The following is a 20363-nucleotide window of genomic DNA, read 5'->3' as shown; positions in this document are numbered from 1 at the left end:
GTGCAGAAAAAAGCAGGAATGCTTTTTATTCAGCATTCCTGCCACCATATTTTTCATTGTTCCATCTCTAACGAAAGGATTTATTAATCCAATTTATACAGGTGGCTATTTATATACTTCGCACGGGCCTCAATGAATTTCAGGATGAATTCGGGCTCATCATCAAATTTCTCAATATTCCCCTTGATATATGGATCTTTTGATACATAAGGTCTTAATTGATCATGCATTTCCTGAATGATAGGTTTCATATAGGCCACGTTATAATGATTGTTCAAAATCTCCTTAAGAAGTTCTTGGTACCTGACACGAAATCCCCTTACATCAAGGATCCTAGCAGTCAATGTATTGAACCCCCCGATTCCCACATAATCCTCTTCCATCACTTTCCCGTTAACATCCCTGCCCCATGTCGCATCATAATCCCATGGAATCATTTCAAATAGACCGGTATCTCCATTTCGATACAAAGCATAGTTATGAACGAACCCATCATAGTTTTGCGTGAATATGACACCGGCCAGCCAGCGCAGGTACTTTTCCACATCGACATATTTTACGATTTCCTTTTCAAAATCCACTCTTGAAATTGTATTGATTTGGAGGATCAGCTCTTGTAAATATAATTCCTCCTTTTCTGTCCCGCACTTTTTTTGATAGCCCATCTCCAATGATTTTTTGATTCCTTTATCCAAATCGCTCATCAATGAGAAATTGGCATCACCATCCACTGCATAGAAAATTGCCCCCTTGGGGAGCCCCCTTTTCTTCAAATAATATTCATCCACCGATTCCAATTCCAGATATATTCCCTCGTCCTTTCCGTTTAGATTTAGGAAAATGAACTGGGCTTTCGGTGATAAAGTCCCTATATCTGCAAAAAAATCTAAAGATAATTTATTTCTTAGTAAAGATTTATCTTTATATTCGGCATTTAAATGGACTTCCTTGGCATGCTTGAAAGTATTAGGCTTATAAAAGACTACATTATAGGATTTTTTCCGAAAACTTCGGATATGTGAGCCACGGTAAACAATATCAATATCAAGTTTTTTTTTGTTGATCGTTAACTTTGCAGGTAAAGGATCATTGCACCATATATCTCTGCGAAGTTCCATTAAATGAACTGGTGGTATATAAAGCTGGTACACAGGCACCTTCTTGTCAGAATTCATATAACCCTTCCCTTCACTTTCCTATTAAATTATGGAAAAAAAGCGAAGGGTGTCACCCTAAGAACACTATTTTTAAAAAGATTGGGGATTATCTTTAGCACATCACGTACAAGCAACATAGTTTAATGTATAGAAAGGGGGATTATATATGTCAGACATCATTCGTGACATACAAAATGCGGTGGATAGAGCCAATTCCATGGGGTTAAGCGATTTCATGTTTAATGACCCACATCCAATAGGCAGACATTCACGTACAAATAACAATAAAGGGTGCTCTTCTTGCAGCACTAAACGTTGCATGGGCAGGAATCGGTCCACTCGTGGCACTCAAAGGCGCACGAGCAGTTCCACTTGCCGCACGCAAAGGCGCACAAGCAGGAATACTCATAGGGGTTCTTGCTGGAAACGATCAACTTCCGGAACGCAAAGGGGCTCTTGCTGGAAAAGGAGATCTACATGCAGCAGACAAAGGCGCACAAGCAGAAACCGGTGCTCCTCCAACAACTGCAGGTGGCTCTGCTGCAATAACTTTCGCAATAAACGGAAATGGTGCTTCTAGCTTCTCGAATCCGTTTTAATGCACAATCAATATTTTTCACTGGTCATTAAGCTTTACCTTAACATTTTAAATACACAAAACTCGTCGTATAATGACGAGTTTTTGTGTTTTATAATTATCACGTACAGTTATAACCATCTAAATGTCTCTCCTTACCTGCAACGGTTATTCCAAATCTAGCATAATCCTGTTTAGAACCTGTACCTATAATAAAAGGATCCTACCCTCTTACATACGGTAGGACCCTTCAGGTTACTTATTTAACGGAGACCAATTCGAACTGTGCATACACATCCTTCAGCCCTGCTTGAATGGCTTGACCAGCCTTCCCACGATAATGCATTTGCACACGATCAATCAATTCTTCGATACCATCTTTCAGGCAATAACCGCGCAGCAGTTGACGGATGAATTCCCTGCCATGCTCTGTAGCAAGCGTACAGGAAGCCTCGACTATTACTCCATATTTAAAGTCAAGCTCCACCGTGATCGTGATCGAATCATATATATTTCTCGCTGCCATCCCTTGTGGAAGTTTTGCATGCCCTGCAATAAAGTATGTGTTCATCATCTGATCTCCTCTATCTATAGTTAATGTACGGAAACTTGCTCGAAGGGCCATGCAGGCAATTGCTTGCGAAGCTCTTTATCTTGTCTGTAGCCAAGTGCGTATTCACCCTGCATTACAGTATGAATCTCACGGGTTCCTTCGTAAATGACCGGAGCTTTTGAATTCCGCAGAAAACGTTCGACTGGATATTCATCCGAGTAGCCATAGGCACCATGAATTTGAACGGCATCATTGGCCGCTTCATTAGCAGCATTACATGATATCCACTTGGCAAGTGATGTTTCCTTCGTATTCCTTTTTCCTTGATTTTTCAAGGTGCCCGCTTTAAAGACCAGCAATCTGGAAATCTCTAAATTTGCTGTCATCTTGGCAATCATCTGTTGAACGAGCTGATGCCTGCCAATCTCTTTTCCGAATGTGCTTCGTTCATGGCAATACTTCAAGCTTGCTTCCAGGCTTGCTTCTATTAACCCTACAGCACCTGCGGCAACTGTAAACCGGCCGCTGTCCAATGCCGACATGGAGATTTTAAAGCCCTCACCTTCTTCACCAAGCCTATTCTCCACCGGAACTTTTACATCCGTTAAAAAGATCTCGCCTGTATTCCCTGCACGAATTCCTAATTTTCCTTTAATGGCTTTCGACTCCACTCCCTCGAAAGTCCGTTCCACGATAAAGGCAGTGATTCCCCTTGAACCGGCATCATGATCCGTCTTGGCGAAAATGAGGAAATGATCCGCATAGTCACAGAGCGAAATCCATGTTTTTGACCCGTTCAAGATATAATGGTCCCCAACACGTTTTGCCGTTGATTTCATTGCCGCTACATCAGACCCTGCATTCGGTTCAGTCAGCCCAAAAGCACCAATCTTGATTCCTTTTGCCTGGGGTACTAAATATTTCTGTTTTTGTTCTTCCGTCCCCCATTGAAGCAGGGTCATGCTATTCAACCCTGTATGTACAGAAACTGCAGTTCGGTAAGCCGTATCTCCTCGCTCCAGCTCTTCACAAACGATGGCTAGGGTATTATAATCCATTCCGACCCCGCCATACTCTTCGGGTATACACACGCCCATCAACTGCAATTCAGCTAACCTTTTTAAAATATGCGGCTGGAATTGACCTTGCCTATCCCACTCTTGAATATATGGAATAATTTCCTTATCCACAAATTTCCTTACCAATTTCTTCACACTTTGCTGCTCTTCTGTTAATTCGAAATTCATCATTAAAATTCCTCCTAAATAATTTTATTTTCCTTGAATTTGCTTATTTGATCTGGACTATATCCTATTTCAGCCAAAATGGAATCGGTATGCTCGCCATAGAGAGGTGGATGCTTTCTCATGGTAACCGGTGTTTTTGAAAGGTTCAGGGGCGATCCCGTCACTTTAAGATCTTCGATTGTGGGATGTTCCATGCTCACCAACATGCCTCTTGCGATGATTTGCGGATCCTCGAACATCTCTGCTATATCATTAATCGGACCATTCGGTATCCCTGCATCATCAAACAGCCTTTTCCATTCCTTCTTTGTCTTACCTCTCAACGAATCCTCTATTATCGGTATTAATTCTTCCTTGTTTTGCAAACGTTTTTCATTATGTTTAAACTGTTCCTGTTCCGCTAAATCAGGTCTGCCTATAACGGTTGAAAATCTCCTGAACTGATCATCATTTCCTACAGCCACGACAAGCTCTCCATCGCTTGTCCCGAACGTCTGGTATGGAACGATATTTGGATGTTGGTTCCCCATTCTTTCAGGGGTCAAGCCACTGAATAAATAGTTGCTGGCGACATTCACCAATGAAGAAACCTGACAATCCATTAATGAAATATCAATTTCCTGTCCTTCCCCCAATTTATCCCTATGATGTAAAGCGGATAAAATGCCAATGCATGTATACAAGCCAGTCAATATGTCAGCTATGGCCACTCCGACCTTCACAGGACTCCCATCTTTCTCTCCGGTGATGCTCATCAAACCACTCATCGCTTGAATGATATAATCATAGCCTGGCAAATCTTTATAAGGACCGGTTAAACCAAATCCTGTAATCGAGGCCATGATCAGTTTGGGGTTGATTTCCTTTAAATCCTCATAACCCAACCCCAGTTTTCCCAATGTGCCTGTCTTGAAATTTTGAATCACTATATCCCCTGAAGCCACCAACTTCCGGAAAATCTCTTTTCCTTCCTCAGATTTTAAATTCAAGGTCATGCTTTGCTTATTTCGATTGGCACATAAATAGTAAGCGCTTTCTCCTTCGGCAAATGGCGGCCCCCACCCTCTCGTTTCATCACCTGACTCATGATGCTCGATTTTAATGACATCGGCACCCAAATCGCCGAGAATCATTGAACAAAACGGCCCCGCCAAAACACGGGATACATCGATAATCCTGACTCCCTCCAAAGCTCCATTCATATCATCACCCCTTTCAAACTGTCATGGATACACAAAAAAGAGCCAGCAAAACCAACAATGTCATTACATTGAATGTTTCACTGACCCTTATCCACGAACCGTCTTCCTGCAAAGGAAGATCAAGTGAACCAAGTCAATTTTTATGGATTCCAGTTTTTTATGTCAAGCCGGCCATGCAACAAGGTAACTTGTTGTCATCGGTTTGGTAAATTAAGTATAGTTGCATTTTTTGAATTTTGCAATAATTTTGTTTGAGTGTTTTATTACATTTCCCGGAATACTCTTTCGCATACTTCCCGTATACTTCCAGGACTCCCCCCATCCAAAGTAATCGGAATTGCCTTTATTCGTTTGGCATGTGATGATTGAATAGGTATAACTGTCAATATATGAATTTTACATATTATCAATTGTCACTCGGCAGACAAGGAAAGGTTAAAAAGGGGATTGCGCTATGGACAATAAAAAAATGGAAATAATCGAAGCGATCAAGAAATACCACACAATCATCATTCATCGTCATGTAAATCCGGACCCGGATGCATTGGGATCACAACTCGGTTTAAAGAAGCTATTGAAGCACTCCTGCCCTTCTAAAGAAGTCTATGCGGTAGGCGAGGAAGTGGATAAGCTTCTATTCATAGGTGATATGGATGTCATTTCCGATAACAAATACAAAGATGCCTTAGTGATTGTTTGTGATACTGCCAACATTTCACGGATCAGTGATTCCCGATATGATCATGGAGACATGCTGATCAAAATTGACCACCACCCCGAATACGAACAATTCGGTGATATTTCTTGGGTCGACCCTTCTTATAGCTCTGCAAGTGAAATGCTTGTTGATTTATTCTTGGAATTTCCAGAAGGCTTCATCATGAATAAAGAAGCGGCTAAATCTTTTTATGCAGGAATACTTAGTGATACAGGGAATTTCACGAATGGGAATACCACTCCCAGGACATTAAATATGGTTTCGCACTTAAGAACCTATAATATTCAGCCAGAAAGAATCCATAACAGCCTTAATGTTAAGGCGAAAAACGCTTCCCGACTTCAAAAAGACATTCTCATGAGCTTCAAGGTAACTGATAAAGGGGTAGCTTACTTCATTATTACGGACGAGCTTTTAAATATGTATGGTGTGGATCGACTCGAAGCTTCGAATTTAGTCAATACGCTATCAAGTGTCAGGGACAATAAAATCTGGGCTTTCTTCATCGAATACCCTTCTGAAATCCGTGTCAGGATACGTTCACGGAATATTCCCATCGCATCGGTCGCCCGTCAATTCAATGGTGGAGGACATTCACTGGCTTCAGGCGCTACCATCCATTCCTGGGAGGAGGTTGATCATGTTATCCAAGCATTGGATCAAGTCTGCCCATAACAGGGCGTTCATGACCTGAGGTGTTTATATCAGGATTATTTCCCGCTTAATTAAAATGGATAAATCCGACCTTTTAAAAAAAGCGCCAAAGCCAGGATGGCTGAGGCGCTTGCTTGTTATTTGGACACTTCTTCAAGAATTGATAAATCGATCATGCCTTTTATATCACTGCTAGGGATATAACCGGCTTCTTTGCTTATGTCGGCCATTTCTTGAATGACTTGCTCATTAACTTCTGTTGTCACTTCAAGGCGTGAAAATGCTGAAGCCACTTCTTCTTTGCTTAATTCTTTTCCAGTCAGTTCCTTCAAATGCTTAATAACCAGTTCTTGGCTTTCTTCAGGGTTTTCCTGTATGAACTTCACCGCTTTTTCATGCGCTTTCAAATAGGAAGCAGCGAGCCCCTTTTTATCCAAGAACTTCTGGCTTGCAGCCACTACCGTGTTAGGTGAATCTTTTCCCCATGCAAATTGATCCCAGTCAAGCACCAGCTTACCTTTTGCCTGGTTTTCCAATACATACCCCCATGGTTCCTGGGTCGCTGCTGCATCGACAGACTTTTGAACAAAAAGGGCGGTTGTGTCAGCAGGTGCTGCCGCATACAGTTCAACTGTGCCCCCATTTGTAGTCGGTTTTAAATCTACATCTTGAAGGGCCTTCCTAAGCATGACATCCTGTGTGCTTCCAATGACGGGAATCGCTACCTTTTTACCGGCCAAATCTTTTAAATCCGTGACCTTGCTGCCTTCGCTAGCCACAAGTACGGCACCTCCATTAACAGCCCCGGAGATCAGGTGGTATTCAGGGTTTTTCACGTAAAAGTTAAGCAATGGACCAGGCCCGACCGTTCCGACATCAATGGCGTTTGTGGCCATTGCTTCCATGAATAATCCGCCATTGGCCACTGTTTTGGTTTCAATCTTGACATCTTTACCGAACTCTTCTTCGAAAAAGCCTTTTTCAAGTGCAATGATCGTTGCACTGTGGGTTAGGTTAGGAAAATAACCAATTTTCACGGATTTCCCCCCGGACCCTTCCCCTTCTTCATCATTACTGCTGGATTGAGTGCATCCGCTTACTATTCCGATTAACAAAACAGACAGAATAAGGGCAAAGAATGATTTTTTTAGCATATTTTTCTCTCCTTTTTAACTAGTATTTTATTAAACTACCGTTACTTCACTCCCCATTTCAGTTGAACATTACGTTCAAGACGGGAGAAGACGACATTATCCACGATTGTTCCGATGATTGCGATGATGATCATCACCGAGATGACCAAATCCATTTGTCCCAGTGATCTGCCCATTTCCAGCAATTGGCCAAGACCGCCTCCCCCGCCAAGTAATTCACCTGCCATCAATGCACGCCAGGAAAAGGCCCATGCAATTCGGAGACCGGATATTATTTGCGGGACGGATGCTGGTAAAATCACGGTACGAAGAAAATGAAACCCGGTCGATCCATATGTTTTGGCAACCCGCTGATACAACTGGGGTACATTCCGGAAGCCACTGGTTGCATTAACCGTCATCGTCCAAGTTGCGCCGATGGTGACGATGAAGAGGATCGAAAAATCATTCAATCCAAACCAAATGATCGCCAAAGGGAACCACACGATACTCGGGATGGACTGCAATGCCGTCACGACGAATCCTAAAGTGTCTTCAACCAATTTAAAGCGCCAAATGAAATATCCTAATATCAGACCTACTATAATGGCAATCATAAAACCGATCAGTATACGGCCAAGGCTTTTTCCGATGGCTTCGGTTATTTGCCCGCTCATCAGTCCCTTAAAGAGAGTTTCCAAAACCTGAGACAGGCTCGGAAACATGAAATCCGGAAGACTGGAAAGTCTAGATGTGACTTCCCATATCCCCGCTATCATCGCGATGAATATGATTCGTCTTAAAGCTGTAATCATTCCCCATTTCCTCCTTCAGCACTTTTTCAATTTCCTCCTGCAAAATCGATAGAACCCTTTGTTCTGTATGCAAAGTTACACTATCCGGCATAACTCCATCTTTCATGGAAGGGACGGAAATCGTCTCTTTGATTTTCCCGGGACGGGTAGCAAAGACGATAATTTTTTCGGAAAGCTGAACGGCCTCACGAATATTATGGGTAACGAAAAAGATCGTCACTTTAGTTTTTCTCCAGATTTCGAGCAGCTCTTTATGCAAAACCATCCTCGTTTGCTCATCAAGTGCGGAGAATGGCTCATCCATCAACAGGATATCCGGTTCCATCACCAACGCTCTTGCGATGGCTACCCTCTGTTTCATTCCTCCTGAGAGTTGATGAGGATAGGAGTCAACATATCTGCTGAGGTGAACCATCTTTAAAATGTCCAATGCCTTGGCTTTTGCCTCTTCTTTGGGCATTTTCTTTAACTTCAATCCGTATGTAACATTTTCAAGTACTGTCAGCCAAGGAAATAACCCCGCCTCCTGAAACACGACAACCCGTTCCGGACCTGGCTTCACCACTTTTTTCCCAGCTACACGTATTTCACCCGCATCTGCTTTATCAAGGCCGGCAATCAGATAAAGGAGCGTGGATTTACCACAACCTGAGGGTCCGACGATCGAAACGAAGCTTCCTTTCTCGACCTCTATGTTTATCTTATCGAGCACCTTTATGCTTTCTTTCTTTTCATTCTTAAAACTTTTTTCAATGCCATCTATTGTTAAATACATAAAGTCACCCCACTTTTATATCGCATCGATTTACTAAACATTATTTCTTAATAATGATTAATCCAATGGTTTTTGTCAACTATAAAAATGCAAAAATTCTAAATTTATCGGTATCTTTCTATTCAACTGTCCATGTATTGATAAATATTCCAAACCTACATAAAAATACATATCTATAGATACCATTCAGCAAATAAAAAAACCTGAGCCCCTTTTAAGGGTTCAGGCTGATTATATCCATAATTTTGAACTTAAGTTAACCGCGTTCACCAGTACTCTTTCGATTACCTTAAAAAATCCTGCTTCCATACAATTTATCCTTCATCTTTTGTGTCCTTGCATGCAGAGGCTTTTTCAAAATGACACCTAAGATGAACGTGATTAGCAAAAAGAGAATCAAGATAAAAATGTCCTTGCCAGCTACACTCCAGGTTATTCCCCCAACAGATTCACGAAGTAAACCCACAGCATAGGTGAATGGCAAGAAAGGGTTAATATGTTGAAAAAAGGGCGGTGTGACTTGAATGGGGAAGGTGCCTCCTGAACTAGATATTTGAAGGACCATCAAGACGACGCTTATCCCTTTTCCAACATTTCCAAGAACGGAAACGAAGGTGTAGACAATGAGTGTAAATACCGTACTTATCAGAACGGAAAACAGGATGTACTCAAATTTATCAGCTACATAAACACCGATAAGGACGATATTCCCAATGGAAACACTAAGAGCCTGCATTACCCCAATGATGAAAAATATAAGATACCGCCCGATATAAATTTGATACGGGCTGTAGACTTTTTGAGAAACACCAACGCTAAGCATGGAAATCAATATTGTACCGCCGACCCAAAGGGAAAGTGCCGTAAAGAAAGGAGACATGGCGGATCCATAGTTCGGAATCGGAAAGAGACTGTGTTTATTGAGCAGCACTGGTTCTGAAAAAAATTCACTTTCTTGTTCAATATCATTCCTTAGGAAATCAATCACTTCTTCCATATTATAAGACTTATCAATTTCCCTCATTTTAGAAGCTAAAGCTTTTATTTTCATTTCGATTTCCGGAAACTTATTCTGTAACTTATCGATATCCCCTGTACGTGTTTCCAATGTTCGATTGGTCTCATTCAACAGCGTCCTCACCTCAGGAAGAACCTTGGTTCCCTCCTCCATCGTAAGCTGGACATTATTCAATATTGCTTCTGTTTCAGTCCAGATTTCAGTGAATTTTGGCCCCGTTTCCTTTGAATAGCTCTCCTGGAATCTTGCCAAGACTTGATCATGGTTCCTGCCAAGTTCGATAAGATTGCCAAAGGCTCGGTCATTCAGCGCTTGAAGTTGGTTCGAAGCATTATCCCTTAGTTCATCAACCAGCTTTATTTCTGGCTGAAGCACGTTATTCTCATTAAACTGATTGACTCTAACCAATAAATTATACATACTGTCCAAAAGGTACAGCTCTTTATTTATCCTCGCTATCCCTTGTTCCACTAGCTGATCATTGCCAGTTAAATCCTGACCCGATAACCGGTTCGCCAGCACTAAAACGGATTCATTATCGCTCCTGATGTTCGCAATATCCTTTTTCAAAAGGGGACTGATTCCTTCGAATGCCTGCCTTGTTGAATCTACATAACTAGAAACGTCCGATACCAATTTGTCCTTCTGTGACGTTATTCCTTCTATCGAATTCAGGCCATCATTGACCCTCTTAATGATATCTTCAGCCTGTTTGACATGTGTTTGAACGGTTTTGATATTTTGTTCAAGCTCAGGCAGTTCAGCCTCTAATAAATAAACCATATTCTTCATTTTTTGAATCGTCGGCAACTCGTTTTGCAAGGTGATTCCCAGTTCATTAAAGATTGCAAGGATGCTCCCACTGGCTGATTTGATAAAGGTTTTGCTCACATTGTCCACTATGCTGTTCGCACCCGCTGCCGTAATTTTAGGAGCAATGGAATTGATTTTTTCATTAACATAGTAATCAATCTCCGCCTTCTTAGGGTCATCGGTCATGATCGTCGCAATATGTTCGGAAAAGTTCTCCGGAATGATGATGGATGCATAAAAATCACCCTTTTCCACCTTTGCTATCGCCTCTTTTTCCGAAGTGAACCTCCAGCCCAGATCCTTATTCTCCTTTAATCCCTCTAGGACTTCCTTTCCTATGTTCACGTCTTCGCCATTTAACTCCGCTCCTTTATCATTATTGGCAACACCGACAAGAATTCCTTCCGTGTTTGCATACGGGTCCCATGATGCGACAATATTAAACCAAGCATAAATGGAAGGGATGAACATGAGAAAGACTATTACGATACAAACAAACAAATTTTTATAAATGCTTTTTAAATCGTCAATGAAAATTTCCTGAATATTTCTCAAAACATACCCCCGTGCAAATGTATTTTGATACTATTATTCGAAGAAATTTCTTAATCGATACTAAGTAATCATATCCATGGATTCATCAAACCAAATAAAAAAGAAGCAAGTAATGAGCGGCTTGCTTCCTGATATTACACTTATATGAATGCCTGTTTTATAAGAAAGTTGTTTATCGTAACCGTTAAATTAAATATACCAATTGTAATACTGGTTCCCTTAACAAAGACGGTTACCTTGTCATTTTCCTTTACAGAATAAACGGCAAGATACAAGAACATACTATCACAAATGAACTGTCGGGAGTTTTGTAAGGGAGAAATCACCATGTCGGAATCTGTTGAAATCATCTTTCGAACCTTTACCTCTTTTATTTTATTATGGATATTTGTCCAACTCCTCGGTAAACAGACGATTGCCCAGAGGACCTATCACCTTTATATCGCTTCCATTACGATGGGGACAATTGCAGGAAATCTAGCATTCAATATTAAAATTAAATTCCTGTATTTTATCATTGCAATCATTATTATGGGTACCGTCGTTTTCATGCTCAATCTTCTAGCGGTTCGAAATCCGCGTTTCGGGAAATGGATTGCTGGAGAACCTGCTACTTTAATTCAAAAAGGAAGAATTCTCGAAGAGTCAATGGAACGGATGGGGTATTCTCTGGATTCTCTTAAACAGGCTTTGCGGGGAAAAGATATTTTCAACATAGATGAAGTTGAATGTGCCATTTTAGAGATAAATGGTTCACTCTCTGTATTAAAAAAAGAACAATACCAAAATGCCGCCAAGCAGGATTTACCAATACTGCCCCCAGCAGGTTCTGTACCGATTGAACTGGTCTATGACGGGAAGATCTTATATGATAACTTATCCAAAGAAACCTACAATGACGAATGGCTGATGGCTGAGCTCAAAAAAAGAAACCTTGCTGTTTTTGATATCTCGTATGCTGTCGTAGGGACAAAAGGTAATTTGTATATTGATTTGATTAAGGATCAATCAAGGGTATGATCTTTAGCATTTCATAATCAGCATTAAAAAATAAATTCGGGTATGGATAGAAAAAGTGGTTTTTCCAGAAGGAAAAACCACTTTTTCACCGTACTATGGATTTAACCCTTTTCAATCACGTTTATCAATTCTCTTAAATAATCCGGCAGATCAGGCGGACGTCTGCTTGACACAAGGTTTCCATCTACGACGACGGGCTCATCCATCCAAGTTGCCCCTGCGTTTTCCATATCATCTTTAATGCCAGGTGTACTCGTTACATTCTTCCCCTGTAAAATTTTCGCGGATATCAACACCCAACCAGCGTGACAAATTTGCCCAATGGGTTTTTTATTTTCTTCCATGCTTTGGATAAGTGATATCACTTCAGGAAACCGGCGAATTTTGTCGGGTGCCCAACCGCCTGGTACAAGAATGGCATCATATTCTTCAGCTTTGATACTGCCATACTCATAATCAGATATGGCTGGTACACCATATTTTCCAATGTATGTTTCATTCGCCTTTTCTCCGGCGAGATGAACTATCGCCCCTTCTTCTTTTAAACGTAAAATCGGATACCAGAGTTCTAAATCTTCAAAATCATGGTGCACAAGACTGATTATTTTCTTTCCTGCTAATCTCATGAAAATCTCTCCTTCTTTCGTACTTTCCGCTTTACCATTCTTCCCTATTACTTCCCTTTTTCTACTGCCTGTACACATTACATGCATTAACACATGCATCAATAACCGGTCTAAAAATCAACCTTTACCAAGTATAACCCAGCTGCCTCCGCCATACGGCCCGTTTGGAGTCTTTCTTTTGACTCAATAATACTTGGTATATTTTCAGCATCTATTTCACCCAATCCAACTTCTATCAACGTCCCGACAATCTTTCTAACCATATTATAAAGAAATCCATCGCCTCGTACTGTAATTTCGATGAAACCGGCATTTTCTTCTATATCAATGGAATATATTTCACGTACCATGGATTTTTTCTTGGATTTTGCATTTGAAAAAGCAGTGAAGTCATGTTCACCTACAAAATATTGACATCCTTTTTTCATTCTAGTGATATCCAGCTTTTTCTCTACATGCATACTGTACTTTCGCATGAAAGGATTTGTATATGGCTCGTTCCAAATTTTATACAAATAGGTTTTATCCTTAGCATTATAACGGGCATGAAAACGTTCAGGGACTAGCGTAACCTCGACAATGCTGATATCTCTTGGTAAATATCTATTCAAATAATTCATGATTTCAACTTCAGTCAGATTTTCACCGATCTTAAAATTGGCGATTTGAGCAAGGGCATGAACACCGGCATCCGTTCTGCTGCATCCGATGATCTCGATTTTTCCTCCTGCCATTTCCGTTAATACATTTTCTATTTTCCCTTGAATCGTATCATCACTATTACCAAGTCGCTGCCAGCCTTTATAGCGCCCGCCATCATATTGAATGGTCAATTTATAATTGTTCATTGCTTCCTCCTTATTTCATCTAAACAGAAAATTCTCAATAAAATACAAGCCCCCATACAACTCCTGCTGTATGAGGGGACAGATGGTCTTCCTAGAAAAACATTTATATTGTTAAAGTTTTGTACCATATTTCGTTCGGGAGCACCCCATCGCTTACAAAGACCAAATTATGTAAATACGATAGCATCTTATCTACATGCGATAGTAAATCCTAGCTGAAATGCACTTCTGCATAGTGTACCAAAGTGGCTAGCGTCATGCAACGAACGAGCCGGCGTCACATATGTAGTTTCAGTGCAACTTGAAGCTTGATTTTCGTAATTCAACGTTTTCAAAGCACGTACGAAATGAATTTATTTCTAAATCTCTTTACATCACACGACTTAAATGAATAAATGTGCTATTCCCTATGGGTAGATGCTTGGTCAAAATCTCTCCTGCTTACTATATGATTAGAGAGAAAAGAATTTCTCTACTCAAATTATGAAAGGGAGATAAAATTATGTCATATGAATATGGGTCTGGATTTGGGAATAACCCATCCAAAAAGCGTATCATCTGCTCTAACTGTCATTTTGAAAAAAAAACACGATGGGAGCTGTGAATGTAGCATGCGTAAAGATAAAAAAGAGGGAAAATGTCAGATTCACAAGCAAAAAAAATGTAAGTGCCGTGATGGAGGGAATAACGGTAGAACAGTAGTAGACTTCCAGTATGATGTAGCAAGACCTAATGTATTTCTTGGTGCTGGACTTGCGGATATTTATTAGCAGCACTTGCGGAAACCCCTGTTGCAGCAATTACATTTATTAATGTTCAAGAAGACAGTGCCATTGAATTAAAAGGTCTAATAACAGTATTAGCTGCTCTTGCAACTAGTGGAGTTGTAAGAATTCGGAGAATTGATAATAATACAGAATTACCAACAGCGGGTACTGTAATTTATCAAACACCTGGCCTTACTATACCTCTTGTTTCCGCAGAAATCCCTGTTTTACATGTCGACGATAACTTTACAAGATGCTTTGATAGTGTCACTTACGTCTTAACTATCACACCAGTATTAGCTGCTGTTTTAACTCCACCTCGTACTTTCACTGGTACAGAGTATAATTAATTCCATTTAAAAGAATGAGATGAGGTCGACTGCCGCCCATTTAGGGCGGTAGTTTTTTATCATACATTCGATTAACAGAGGGATAACTTTTATATTTAAATGGAGAGATTTCAATAGTTAGATAGAACCATTTTCTGGTGAGATTTTGGACTCATCGTTTCAAACCGAGGTTTCAGACACTTTTTTGCTGTGCAAAAAGGTTCTCCATTGAAGAAAGCTGTTTTCATATTCATTTCAACGTCTTTGTTAATTGCGTCATAAATCAATAGTCTTATGAACAGAGCCTTACCATAAAATAAGTTCTATTAGTTTGAAGGCACTGAAAAAGGAGCATGATTTTATAAAAAATCATGCTCCTTTTTCCTGTTAATTTGTTGAAATATTCAAAACAACAGTATTATCAGCACTTCATTTGGCTTGTTGTACCGTTATTACCAACCATTCATTTCGCATTTACTACAATGGCTGTTAGTATTGCCTTTTCTTCCTACCCCGAATTTTTTGCTTTTCATCCCATGAACCTGTTTCATTTCTGCATTCTTCGATTCCATTTGGCTTCGAGTTTGTTATATGATAACCAATTGCCTTTTGTTGGTTTCAGAAATGATTCCGGTAGAGTATGACTTTGATTTAACACCCGGCTTACAGTACCCATCACTGACAATGCTTCGTATCGCACGTGATGTCTTACTTTTGCGTCCTTCTTACCCTTGCCGAGGCTTTGCGTATCTTAAATGACCAGCAGGGGCATCATCCTCCTCATTTTCAATCACATCTTTAATTCCGTCGGAGCTGTTCTTTCGTTTTCTCAATTGGATCTTTATCTACCTGTGTTTTTTCAGAAATAAATGGTTGTTCTTCGTACATCCCTTTCCCTGGCTTAAATTGGACTTCTAATCTATGTTTATGGTTTTTCGATTGTATACTAGATCAGGCATGGATCCTCGGGGTTAATTTGTTAAAAATTATATATAAGCCATATTGTAGATGGATCTAAAAAGGAAAGTTCTAATTGTTTGGAATGTAGCATATTTCTCACTCTCCTATTTGTTAGTAGTACTTTTATATCTAAATAACGCAGTGAATGGATAAAACAAAAAAAATGCCGATATTAATATCGCCATTTTTTCGTTTATATTTCTTTTTAGTTGTTTACTTTCAAACATGCTAACTTTCTTTTACTGGGTTTTCGGAAGGTGTTTCTTGTACCGCTAAATTTGATTGTATTTCATCAATTTCTTTTGTTAATTCTTGTAACTTATTCTCTAGTTCATTTATTATAAGAATCCTGGAATCCAATTTTTCTTCGTATTCAAAAGATTGTTTCAGCATTCCATGGATTTGCTGTTCTAATTGCACAAAAGCATCAAAACCTCCCACTTTATCACTTGACTGTAAACTGTCAGTGGTATGCTCAATTGAAGGTTGAAAATGTGTAGCCCTCTCACGTTTTATCTTTTCTCTTAAGGCTTCATTTCCCCCCTTTAGTGAATTAATTTTGCTATTTAAGTTTTTTATGGTTTCCTCTTTAAAGTGTTGATCCTGTTGATGGCGTGCTTTCATTTTTTTTTCATTTTCTGTTAAAAGATCTATTTGTATAAATAATGCTTGGGACACCCTTTTCTCATCTTTTAATTCTTGTTCCAATTCCAGTGTTGTTGATTTCAGCTCGTTTTTTGCATCATTTATTTGTTCTAACGATTCCTGAAACTGTATTCGTTCCTTTTCTTGATTAGACTTTAACTGATTGTTTTTCCCGATTAATTCATTGTTTTCTTTCTCTAATTGAATGACAGTATTTTGGTAAGTTTGATTGGTCTCTGTTAATTGTTCTACCTCCAATTGTAATTTGAGGTATTCAGACTCGGCCGTTTGTAACTCATCTTTTAATTGTTGGTTGTCTTTAGATAATGCGGTTGCTTCATTCTTTAACTCTTGGATAACTTTTTTGAAGGACTGTTGATCCTGTTGTTGTTGTGCTTTTATTTTTGTTTCATTTTCTGTTAAAAGATTTATTTGTGTAGATAATTCTTGGGACACCCTTTTCTCATCTTTTAATTCTCGTTCCAATTCCAATGTAGTTGATTTCAGCTCGTTTTTTTCATCATTTATTTGTTCTAACGATTCCTGAAACTGTATTCGTTCCTTTTCTTGATTAGACTTTAACTGATTGTTTTTCCCGATTAATTCATTGTTTTCTTTCTCTATTTGAATGACAGTATTTTGGTAAGTTTGATTGATCTCCGTTAATTGTTCTACCTCCAATTGCAATTCGAGGTATTCAGACTCGACCGTTTGCAACTCATCTTTTAATTGTTGATGTTGTGCTTTCATTTTTGTTTCATTTTCTGTTAAAAGATCTATTTGTGTAGATAATTCTTGCGACACCCTTTTCTCATCATTCAACCTTTGTTCCAATTCCAGTGTTGTTGATTTCAGCTCGTTTTTTTCATCATTTATTTGTTCTAACGATTCCTGAAACTGTATTCGTTCCTTTTCTTGATTAAACTTTAACTGATTGTTTTTCCCGATTAATTCATTGTTTTCCTTCTCTAATTGAATGACAGTATTTTGGTAAGTTTGATTGGTCTCTGTTAATTGTTCTACCTCCAATTGCAATTCGAGGTATTCAGATTCGGCCGTTTGCAACTCATCTTTTAATTGTTGGTTGTCTTTAGATAATGCGGTTGCTTCATTCTTTAACTCTTGGATAACTTTTTTGAAGGACTGTTGATCCTGTTGTTGTTGTGCTTTCATTTTAATTTCATTTTCTGTTAAAAGATCTATTTGTGTAGATAATTCTTGGGACACCCTTTTCTCATCATTCAACCTTTGTTCCAATTCCAGTGTTGTTGATTTCAGTTCGTCTTTTTCACCTTTTATTTGATCTAACGATTCCTGAAACTGTATTCGTTCCTTTTCTTGATTTGACTTTAACTGATTGTTTTTCCCGATTAATTCATTGTTTTCTTTCTCTATTTGAATGACAGTATTTTGGTGAGTTTGATTGGTCACCGATATTTGTTCTACCTCCAATTGCAATGCGAGGTTTTCAGATTCGGCCGTTTGCAACTCATCTTTTAATTGTTGGTTGTCTTTAGATAATGCGGTTGCTTCATTCTTTAACTCTTGGATAACTTTTTTGAAGGACTGTTGATCCTGTTGTTGCTGTGCTTTAATTTTTGTTTCATTTTCTTTTAAAAGATCTATTTGTATAGATAAGTCTTGGGACACCCTTTTCTCATCATTCAACCTTTGTTCCAATTCCAGTGTTGTTGATTTGAGTTCGTCTTTTTCACCTTTTATTTGATCTAACGACTCCTGAAACTGTATTCGTTCCTTTTCTTGATTTGACTCTAACTGATTGTTTTTCCCGATTAATTCATTGTTTGCTTTCTCCAATTGAATGACAGTATTTTGGTAAGTTTGATTGGTTTCCGATAATTGTTCTACCTCCAATTGCAATGCGAGGTATTCAGACTCGGCCATTTGTACCTTATCTTTTAATTTTTGGTTGTCTTTAGATAATGCGGTTACTTCATCCTTTAACTCTTGGTTAACTTTTTTGGAGGATTGTTGATCCTGTTGATGCTGTGCTTTCATTTTTGTTTCATTTTCTTTTAAAAGATCTATTTGTGTAGATAATTCTTGGGATACCCTTTTCTCATCATTCAACCTTTGTTCCAATTCCAGTGTTGTTGATTTCAGTTCGTGTTTTTCACCTTTTATTTGATCTAACGATTCCTGGAACAGTATTCGTTCCTTTTCTTGATTTGACTCTAACTGATTGTTTGAAGATACTAGTTCTTTGTTTTTCCTGATTAATTCATTGTTTTCTTTCTCCAATTGAATTAAAGTATTTTGATAAGTTTGATTAGTCTCCGTTAATTGTTCTACCTCCAATTGCAATGCGAGGTATTCAGATTCGGCCGTTTGCAACTCATCTGTTATTTGTTGATGTTGTGCTCTCATTTTTGTTTCATTTTCTGTTAAAAGATCTATTTCTGTAGATAATTCTTGGGACACCCTTTTCTCATCATTCAACCTTTGTTCCAATTCCAGTGTTGTTGATTTCAGATCGTCTTTTTCACCATTTATTTGATCTAACGATTCCTGAAACTGTATTCGTTCCTTTTCTTGATTTGACACTAACTGATTGTTTTTCCCGATTAATTCATTGTTTGCTTTCTCTAATTGAATGACAGTATTTAGGTAAGTTTGATTGGTTTCCGATAATTGTTCTACCTCCAATTGCAATGCGAGGTATTCAGACTCGGCCATTTGTACCTCATCTTTTAATTGTTGGTTGTCTTTAGATAATGCGGTTACTTCATCCTTTAACTCTTGGTTAACTTTTTTTAAGGACTGTTGCTCCTTCTCTCGTGTAGATATTTCACCCTCAAGATTTGTGTTTATTTTATTTAATTTAAGAATTTCTTCTTGATGTCGCTTATTAGTTTCTTTATTAATTTCTTCTTGCTGGTTATAGGCTTCATTTTCCTCTTTTAGTGAAATGATTTTACTATTTAAGTTTTTTATAGTTTCTTCTTTTTCCTCGATAAACTGTTGATCCTGTTGACGTAAAGCTTTTATATTTGTAATATCATCTCTCAATCGATCATTTTCCGTACTTACTTTTTGGGTTTGCTTTTTCTCATCATTCAACTTTTGTTCCAATTCAAAAGTTGTTAATTCTATATCGTTCTTTTCATCCGTTATTTGGGCGAACGATACTTCTAATTGTTTTTGTTCCTTTTTCAATTGCGAAATATTGGAATTTAAATACTTGTTATCATTTTTCAATTGATTGTTTTCTTTCTCAAACAAGATGATTTTATCATTGCTTCCATTCAGCTCAAAACGAAGTTTTTTAATTTCCTCATGAAGTGGCTGTTGTTGGAGTTGCTCCTTTTTCAAGTTTGATTCCAACTGTTTTATTAAAGAATGTAACTGTTTTTGATTCTCGTTTAAATCCTTGTTTTTAGTCTCGAATTGATCTATCGTTATTTGTTGATTTTTATTTGCTTTTGATAATACATATACTTCAGATTCTAATTTCTGAAGTTTCGATTCGGACAACTTCAATTTATTTAGTAGGTTTTTATTTTCTTCGGACAATGCTTTCATTTCATCATTTAAAGTATGATTTATTTTTTTATAGGATTGAAGCTCCTTGTTAAGAATGGAGATGTCTTTTTCAAAATCTGTGTGTCTTTTTTTATATCCTAAAATATCATCCTGTAGACGCTCAATAGTCGCATTATTCGTTTCGGTTTCCTTTATATAATTCTGCATCCTTATACTTATACCGTTTAATCTCTTCGAAATTTCTTGCTTTTCCTCGAGCAACTGAAAATTTTGTTTTTTTAATTCATCCAACTGTGAATAATGATAATTTTTTTTATAATTGTTCACCATATCTCTATACTTCGTAATTTCCGATCTGTAGTGAATAATTTGTTGTTGCAACTGGATAGGGTCATTCACCATATTGAAGTTAGAGGGATATTTTGATTTCAATTTCTAAGCCTCCCA

At 38.5% G+C, this 20363-nt stretch carries 15 protein-coding genes and 1 pseudogene; 5 read left to right on the top strand and 11 right to left on the bottom strand.

Annotated elements, in window-relative coordinates:
- Positions 1-83: 83 nt before the first annotated feature.
- On the bottom strand, positions 84-1175 hold the full coding sequence (locus tag MHB45_RS04300) for a CotH kinase family protein (RefSeq protein ID WP_340907419.1): 1092 nt from the start codon (positions 1173-1175) through the stop codon (positions 84-86).
- Between the two features lie 148 nt (positions 1176-1323).
- On the opposite strand from MHB45_RS04300, the pseudogene MHB45_RS28210 reads away from it, so the two are divergent.
- Both MHB45_RS28210 and MHB45_RS04295 read left to right on the top strand, forming a co-directional pair.
- A pseudogene (locus MHB45_RS28210) lies at positions 1324-1401 on the top strand (CotG/ExsB N-terminal domain-containing protein); the annotation flags it as partial.
- 97 nt (positions 1402-1498) lie between these two features.
- Positions 1499-1756, top strand: a complete 258-nt coding sequence (locus tag MHB45_RS04295; protein ID WP_048682991.1) for a hypothetical protein — start codon at positions 1499-1501, stop codon at positions 1754-1756.
- Between the two features lie 237 nt (positions 1757-1993).
- Here the strand turns inward: MHB45_RS04295 and MHB45_RS04290 are convergent, their stop codons facing one another.
- Genes MHB45_RS04290 through MHB45_RS04280 form a run of 3 tightly spaced genes read right to left on the bottom strand, consistent with a single transcriptional unit; the run spans position 1994 to position 4736 of the window.
- Positions 1994-2305, bottom strand: a complete 312-nt coding sequence (locus MHB45_RS04290; protein WP_048682993.1) for a DUF3870 domain-containing protein — start codon at positions 2303-2305, stop codon at positions 1994-1996.
- Positions 2306-2328: 23 nt separating this feature from the next.
- Positions 2329-3534: an acyl-CoA dehydrogenase family protein gene (locus tag MHB45_RS04285; RefSeq protein ID WP_048683066.1), complete on the bottom strand. Its 1206-nt coding sequence runs from the start codon at positions 3532-3534 to the stop codon at positions 2329-2331.
- A gap of 14 nt (positions 3535-3548) precedes the next feature.
- Positions 3549-4736, bottom strand: coding sequence for a CaiB/BaiF CoA transferase family protein (locus MHB45_RS04280; protein ID WP_072272641.1), 1188 nt, complete (start codon positions 4734-4736; stop codon positions 3549-3551).
- A 454-nt stretch (positions 4737-5190) separates the two neighbouring features.
- On the opposite strand from MHB45_RS04280, the gene MHB45_RS04275 reads away from it, so the two are divergent.
- Positions 5191-6129, top strand: a complete 939-nt coding sequence (locus MHB45_RS04275) for a DHH family phosphoesterase (protein WP_048683002.1) — start codon at positions 5191-5193, stop codon at positions 6127-6129.
- 116 nt (positions 6130-6245) lie between these two features.
- On the opposite strand, the gene MHB45_RS04270 is transcribed toward MHB45_RS04275, so the two are convergent.
- The 4 genes from MHB45_RS04270 to MHB45_RS04255 form a co-directional block, all read right to left on the bottom strand.
- The gene (locus tag MHB45_RS04270; protein ID WP_072272640.1) at positions 6246-7262 is read right to left on the bottom strand and encodes an aliphatic sulfonate ABC transporter substrate-binding protein; all 1017 of its coding nucleotides are present in this window, start codon (positions 7260-7262) and stop codon (positions 6246-6248) included.
- Positions 7263-7303: 41 nt separating this feature from the next.
- Positions 7304-8056 carry an ABC transporter permease gene (locus tag MHB45_RS04265; RefSeq protein ID WP_048683011.1) on the bottom strand — a complete coding sequence of 251 codons (753 nt, stop codon included), beginning with the start codon at positions 8054-8056 and terminating at the stop codon, positions 7304-7306.
- Positions 7989-8831, bottom strand: a complete 843-nt coding sequence (locus tag MHB45_RS04260) for an ABC transporter ATP-binding protein (RefSeq protein ID WP_048683014.1) — start codon at positions 8829-8831, stop codon at positions 7989-7991. The genes MHB45_RS04265 and MHB45_RS04260 overlap by 68 nt, the downstream gene beginning before the upstream one ends.
- Positions 8832-9120: 289 nt before the next feature.
- Positions 9121-11217 carry a YhgE/Pip domain-containing protein gene (locus MHB45_RS04255; RefSeq protein WP_072272639.1) on the bottom strand — a complete coding sequence of 699 codons (2097 nt, stop codon included), beginning with the start codon at positions 11215-11217 and terminating at the stop codon, positions 9121-9123.
- A 327-nt stretch (positions 11218-11544) separates the two neighbouring features.
- Between MHB45_RS04255 and MHB45_RS04250 the strand changes: the two genes are divergently transcribed.
- A complete protein-coding gene (locus MHB45_RS04250; RefSeq protein ID WP_048683021.1) occupies positions 11545-12237 on the top strand; it encodes a DUF421 domain-containing protein in 693 nt (230 codons plus the stop codon).
- 101 nt (positions 12238-12338) lie between these two features.
- On the opposite strand, the gene MHB45_RS04245 is transcribed toward MHB45_RS04250, so the two are convergent.
- A complete protein-coding gene (locus MHB45_RS04245) occupies positions 12339-12863 on the bottom strand; it encodes a type 1 glutamine amidotransferase domain-containing protein (protein WP_048683025.1) in 525 nt (174 codons plus the stop codon).
- Positions 12864-12973: 110 nt separating this feature from the next.
- The gene (gene truA / locus MHB45_RS04240; protein WP_072272638.1) at positions 12974-13711 is read right to left on the bottom strand and encodes a tRNA pseudouridine(38-40) synthase TruA; all 738 of its coding nucleotides are present in this window, start codon (positions 13709-13711) and stop codon (positions 12974-12976) included.
- Positions 13712-14220: 509 nt separating this feature from the next.
- Here truA and MHB45_RS04235 point away from each other — a divergent pair.
- A complete protein-coding gene (locus MHB45_RS04235; protein ID WP_161922733.1) occupies positions 14221-14481 on the top strand; it encodes a hypothetical protein in 261 nt (86 codons plus the stop codon).
- Positions 14482-15995: 1514 nt separating this feature from the next.
- On the opposite strand, the gene MHB45_RS04230 is transcribed toward MHB45_RS04235, so the two are convergent.
- Entirely contained in the window at positions 15996-20348 is a 4353-nt protein-coding gene (locus MHB45_RS04230) for a hypothetical protein (RefSeq protein WP_338565172.1), read from the bottom strand.
- Positions 20349-20363 lie beyond the last annotated feature (15 nt).

Source organism: Peribacillus sp. FSL K6-5616, assembly GCF_038008245.1.
Classification (GTDB): domain Bacteria; phylum Bacillota; class Bacilli; order Bacillales; family DSM-1321; genus Peribacillus; species Peribacillus frigoritolerans.
Note: the sequence above shows the minus strand (reverse complement) of the source record. Positions and strands in the feature narration are given on the sequence as shown.

Bases quoted from the DNA above. Each gene is read 5' to 3' on its own strand.
- MHB45_RS04285 (WP_048683066.1), bottom strand. From the start codon at position 3,534: ATGAATTTCGAATTAACAGAAGAGCAGCAAAGTGTGAAGAAATTGGTA.
- MHB45_RS04235 (WP_161922733.1), top strand. From the start codon at position 14,221: ATGAATATGGGTCTGGATTTGGGAATAACCCATCCAAAAAGCGTATCA.
- MHB45_RS04245 (WP_048683025.1), bottom strand. From the start codon at position 12,863: ATGAGATTAGCAGGAAAGAAAATAATCAGTCTTGTGCACCATGATTTT.
- MHB45_RS04300 (WP_340907419.1), bottom strand. From the start codon at position 1,175: ATGAATTCTGACAAGAAGGTGCCTGTGTACCAGCTTTATATACCACCA.
- MHB45_RS04265 (WP_048683011.1), bottom strand. From the start codon at position 8,056: ATGATTACAGCTTTAAGACGAATCATATTCATCGCGATGATAGCGGGG.
- MHB45_RS04290 (WP_048682993.1), bottom strand. From the start codon at position 2,305: ATGAACACATACTTTATTGCAGGGCATGCAAAACTTCCACAAGGGATG.
- MHB45_RS04280 (WP_072272641.1), bottom strand. From the start codon at position 4,736: ATGAATGGAGCTTTGGAGGGAGTCAGGATTATCGATGTATCCCGTGTT.
- MHB45_RS04275 (WP_048683002.1), top strand. From the start codon at position 5,191: ATGGACAATAAAAAAATGGAAATAATCGAAGCGATCAAGAAATACCAC.
- truA (WP_072272638.1), bottom strand. From the start codon at position 13,711: ATGAACAATTATAAATTGACCATTCAATATGATGGCGGGCGCTATAAA.
- MHB45_RS04270 (WP_072272640.1), bottom strand. From the start codon at position 7,262: ATGCTAAAAAAATCATTCTTTGCCCTTATTCTGTCTGTTTTGTTAATC.
- MHB45_RS04250 (WP_048683021.1), top strand. From the start codon at position 11,545: ATGTCGGAATCTGTTGAAATCATCTTTCGAACCTTTACCTCTTTTATT.
- MHB45_RS04260 (WP_048683014.1), bottom strand. From the start codon at position 8,831: ATGTATTTAACAATAGATGGCATTGAAAAAAGTTTTAAGAATGAAAAG.